Annotated in this window: 4 protein-coding genes; 2 read left to right on the forward strand and 2 right to left on the reverse strand. The window is 66.7% G+C overall.

The genetic code is table 11. The features are described 5' to 3' along the window. Both speA and ACLFQI_RS12140 read right to left on the reverse strand, forming a co-directional pair. Positions 1-1,101, reverse strand: a 1,101-nt coding sequence (speA, locus tag ACLFQI_RS12135) for a biosynthetic arginine decarboxylase (protein WP_410759684.1), incomplete at its 3' end; no start/stop codon positions are given. Between the two features lie 39 nt (positions 1,102-1,140). Further along, positions 1,141-1,614, reverse strand: coding sequence for a DUF29 domain-containing protein (locus ACLFQI_RS12140; RefSeq protein ID WP_410759686.1), 474 nt, complete (start codon positions 1,612-1,614; stop codon positions 1,141-1,143). 247 nt (positions 1,615-1,861) lie between these two features. Between ACLFQI_RS12140 and ACLFQI_RS12145 the strand changes: the two genes are divergently transcribed. Both ACLFQI_RS12145 and ACLFQI_RS12150 read left to right on the forward strand, forming a co-directional pair. Further along, the gene (locus ACLFQI_RS12145; RefSeq protein WP_410759687.1) at positions 1,862-2,863 is read left to right on the forward strand and encodes an AAA family ATPase; all 1,002 of its coding nucleotides are present in this window, start codon (positions 1,862-1,864) and stop codon (positions 2,861-2,863) included. Between the two features lie 98 nt (positions 2,864-2,961). Beyond that, positions 2,962-4,075, forward strand: a 1,114-nt coding sequence (locus ACLFQI_RS12150) for a DUF58 domain-containing protein (protein ID WP_410759689.1), incomplete at its 3' end; no start/stop codon positions are given.

Genomic DNA, 4,075 nt, shown 5'->3' on the forward strand with positions numbered 1-4,075 from the left:
TGGCTCGAATGGGACCGGCGAGCCTTGGTGCTGCGCGCCCTCGCTCGCCCGCTCGCGATCGACGACATCGGTGATCAGCATGGCGTGATGGGCGGTGAGCGCGCGGCCGGATTCGGTGATCAGGTCCGGCTCGGGCAGTGCGTGTTCGGCACAGACCCTCGCTAGGGTGCCGACGATGGCCTCGGCATAGTCCTCGACCCGATAGTTCATCGAGCAGTAGGCGCGGGTGCGGCTGCCTTCGTAGTCGACCCCGAGCCCGCCGCCGAGATCGAGGATGCGCGGCTCGGCGCCAAGCGCATGCAGTGCCGCATAGAACTGACCGAGTTCGGCGACACCGGTGCGGATGTCGTCGAGGCTCGGGATCTGCGAGCCCAGATGCGCGTGCAGCAGATGCAGCCAGTGCGGTTTGCCGGCGGCGCGCAGGCGTTCGATCAGCGCCAGCAGCTGGCTCGCCGAGAGTCCGAACTTGGCCTTGTCGCCACCACTGTTCTGCCAGTTGCCGGCGGCGGCCGCGGCAAGGCGGACGCGGACGCCGAGCGCTGGCTCGATGCCAAGCCGCGCGGCCTCTTCCAGCACCAGATCGAGTTCCGAGGGTTTCTCGATGACGAGATGGACGGTCAATCCGAGACGCTGGCCGATGAGGGCAAGCCGGATGTATTCGCGATCCTTATAGCCGTTGCAGATGACGGGTTGAGCGGACGGCACCAGCGCCAGCACCGCCATCAGCTCCGGCTTGCTGCCGGCCTCCAGCCCAAGCCCGCCGGCGCTGAGCAGCGCCCGCACCACGCTGCGTTGCTGGTTGACCTTGATCGGGTAGACTGGCCGGTAGGTGCCTTGATAGCCGTGCGTGGCGATGGCGGCGGCAAAGGCGTCCTGAAGGCGGTGCACGCGATGGCGCAGGATGTCGTCGAAGCGCACCAGCACCGGCAAGGAGAGCCCGGCAGCGCGCAACTGCTCGGCGAGCCGCGCCAGGTCGATGCGGGTGTCGGCGTCGGGATGCGGGCGGGCGCAGAGATGGCCGCCGGGGCCGATCTCGAAATAACCCTCGCCCCAGCGCTCGATGGCGTAGATGAGATCGCAGCGGGGATCAGTGGGCGCCATGATGGTCAGTCTCCAGCTCGTGCGGACGCGCCGATGGTATCACCCCTGGGGCGGTTGCCGATCGGCTGTCCAGGCTTCGCTCGGCCACCAATTGTCATCGAGGGTCTGCTCGGGCGTGAACGGACACTGAGTCGGGAAGCTCTCTTCGGCGAGCCCGGTTTCGCTGGCTGCTGCGAGGATGGCGTCGCCATAGGCATCCTCGCGTGCTTGTTCGAGCCGATGCCGCAAGCTCGGATTCTGAGCAAGGTGGCGGCGCAGGCGACGACGCTGCTCTTTGATGGTGAGTTCCCAGCTGCGACTGCGTCGGCTGGGTTGAAAACGCCATTTGAGGAGATGGGAAAATAGCACTGCGAGACGGTTTTCGAGTTCGCGCAACTCGCTTTTACCCATGCTTTCGATCTCCTCGGCGATGAGCGCGATGTCGGCTTGCTCGAGCTGGCCCGATCTCAGGAGTGACGCTTGGCGGTTGGCCCAGGCGTAAAAATCGGTGTCGTAGAGGTCTTGAATGGACATTGACGAAGAGATCCAGTCTCGGGAGCTTATCGGCAGGGAGTCTTGCAGTATAGCGACAGATCGCCGGGGCGCGCCGGAGGTTCTGTTGGCGACCCGCTCGGGCTGTCGGCGACCATGTGTCGCTTGTCCATAGGCGGTGGACCCTTAACGGTTGGTAATCTTCGGTTACGTTGCCGGTAAGGCCTGAGCCTCTATCCTCGGGCACCGACCGAGTTCAACCCACGTCTGCGATGAGGAGCATGAAGCGATGGCGACAAGCGATGGGGCATCAGCGCCAGGCAGCGCGGCGCAGCAGGCGTTTGCGCAGGTTTGCGCCAACCTGTGCGAGCGCATCGTCGGCCAGGAGGCGCTGATCGAACGGCTGCTGATCGCGCTGCTCGCCGATGGCCATCTGCTGGTCGAGGGCGCGCCGGGGCTGGCCAAGACCACCGCGATCAAGGAACTGGCATTGCGCATCGAGGGCGATTACCAGCGCGTCCAGTTCACCCCCGACCTGTTGCCGGGCGATCTCACCGGCACCGATATCTATCGCCCCGAGACCGGCGAGTTCCAGTTCCAGCGCGGGCCGCTGTTCCACAACCTGGTGCTGGCCGATGAGGTCAACCGCGCGCCGGCCAAGGTGCAGTCGGCGCTGCTGGAGGCGATGGGCGAGCGCCAGATCACGGTGGGCGGGCGCACCTATCCGCTCCCGGAGCCGTTCTTGGTGATGGCGACCCAGAACCCGATCGAGCAGGAGGGCACCTATCCGCTGCCGGAGGCGCAGCTGGATCGCTTTCTGCTGCATGTGCGGGTCGACTACCCGGACCCGAAGACCGAGCGCGCCATCCTCGCGATCGCGCGCGCCGAGGCGCGCGGACAGTGGCGCCAGCAGGCCGATCCGCCGCCGATGATCAGCCGCGAGCAGGTCTTCGCGGCGCGCGGCGAGGTGATGGACCTGCACATGGCCGAGAACCTGGAGGAATATCTGGTGCAGTTGGTGCTGGCCACCCGCGACCCGGCGCCCTATGACCAGGGTCTCGCGCGCATGGTCGACTATGGCGCCAGTCCGCGCGCGACCATCGCGCTGGATCGCTGTGCCCGCGCGCGCGCCTGGCTGCGGGGCGGCGACTATGTGACGCCCGATGATTGCCATGCGGTCGCCTACGATGTGTTGCGCCATCGCATCCTGCTCAGCTATGCGGCCGAGACCGAGGGGCTGACGCCGGATGCCTTCGTCGAGCAGTTGATCCGCCGGGTGCCGATGGTTTGACGGGAGCAGGGAGCAGGGAGAAGAGTGACGGGTGACGTTGGGTGGGCGGCGCGCTGTGAACCTTCGTTGGAATCGGAGTGGGTATTGGAGTCATGAGGGTGAGCCTGAGCGACGATGAGCGTGTTTATCGCGTCGATGCCGATGAGCTGGTGGCCTTGCGCGCTTCTGGCGAGCGGTTGCGTCCGGCGCGCACGCAGAGCGCGCGTTCGGCGTTGGCGGGCGCGCATCGCTCGCGCTTCCATGGTCGCGGGATGGACTATCGCGAGTCGCGCCACTATCAGCCGGGCGACGACATCCGCAACATGGACTGGCGCATCACCGCGCGCAGCGGTCATGCGCATGTGAAGGTCTTCGACGAGGAGCGCGAGCGGCCGGTGGTGGTGTTGGTGGACTTCGGCGCGAGCATGTTCTTCGCCACGCGCGGGGTGTTCAAGTCGGTGCAGGCGGCACGCCTGGCGGCCTTGATCGGCTGGTCGGCGATTGGCCACGGCGATCGTATCGGCGCGCTGTTGTTCGCCGATGCCAACGGCGGGCCTGTCGGTGACCGGACTGCCGGTGACCGAGGACACCATCAAGAGCTGTCGCCGGCAGGCGGGCGCCGTGGTCAGATGCGCCTGATCCGGGCCTTGGTACAGGCCGGCGCGCATCCGGCTAGAGAGAGCAATGGCACTAGCAATAGCACTGGAAATGGCAATGGCAATGGCACTAGCAATGGCAACAGCACTAGCAATGACACTAGCAACGGCAACGGCGGTCTGAGCGCGGCGCTGATGCGGCTACGTCGGGTCGCGCGGCCCGGCAGCCTGGTGTTCCTGCTCTCGGATTTCTATCGCGTCGATGCCGACAGCAAGCATCATCTCAGTCGCCTGGCCCAGCACAGCGATGTCAATGCGATCCAACTGCTCGATCCGCTCGAGCTGGCGCCGCCGCCGCCGGGTTGCTACGGGATCAGCGACGGGCGGCAACGGGCGGTCCTCGATACCCGCTCGCGTGGCGGGCGCGAGCGGTATGCCCGCGCGCTGGCGCAACATCATCGGCGCGTGCGTGAGGTGACCAGCGAGAACGGCATCGGCCTGCTGCAATGCCTGACCACCGATGATCCGGCCGCGCGGCTGAGCGAGCTGCTTGCGAGCCGCAGTGGGAACGAGCCGGGAAGCGTCGCTGGCACTCGGACCGAGCCGGCGCGCCAGTCGTCGCGCCAGTTTCCGCGCC

Source organism: Halochromatium sp., from assembly GCF_046541315.1.
Lineage (GTDB): Bacteria > Pseudomonadota > Gammaproteobacteria > Chromatiales > Chromatiaceae > Lamprobacter.

Bases quoted from the DNA above. Each gene is read 5' to 3' on its own strand.
- ACLFQI_RS12140 (WP_410759686.1), bottom strand. From the start codon at position 1,614: ATGTCCATTCAAGACCTCTACGACACCGATTTTTACGCCTGGGCCAAC.
- ACLFQI_RS12145 (WP_410759687.1), top strand. From the start codon at position 1,862: ATGGCGACAAGCGATGGGGCATCAGCGCCAGGCAGCGCGGCGCAGCAG.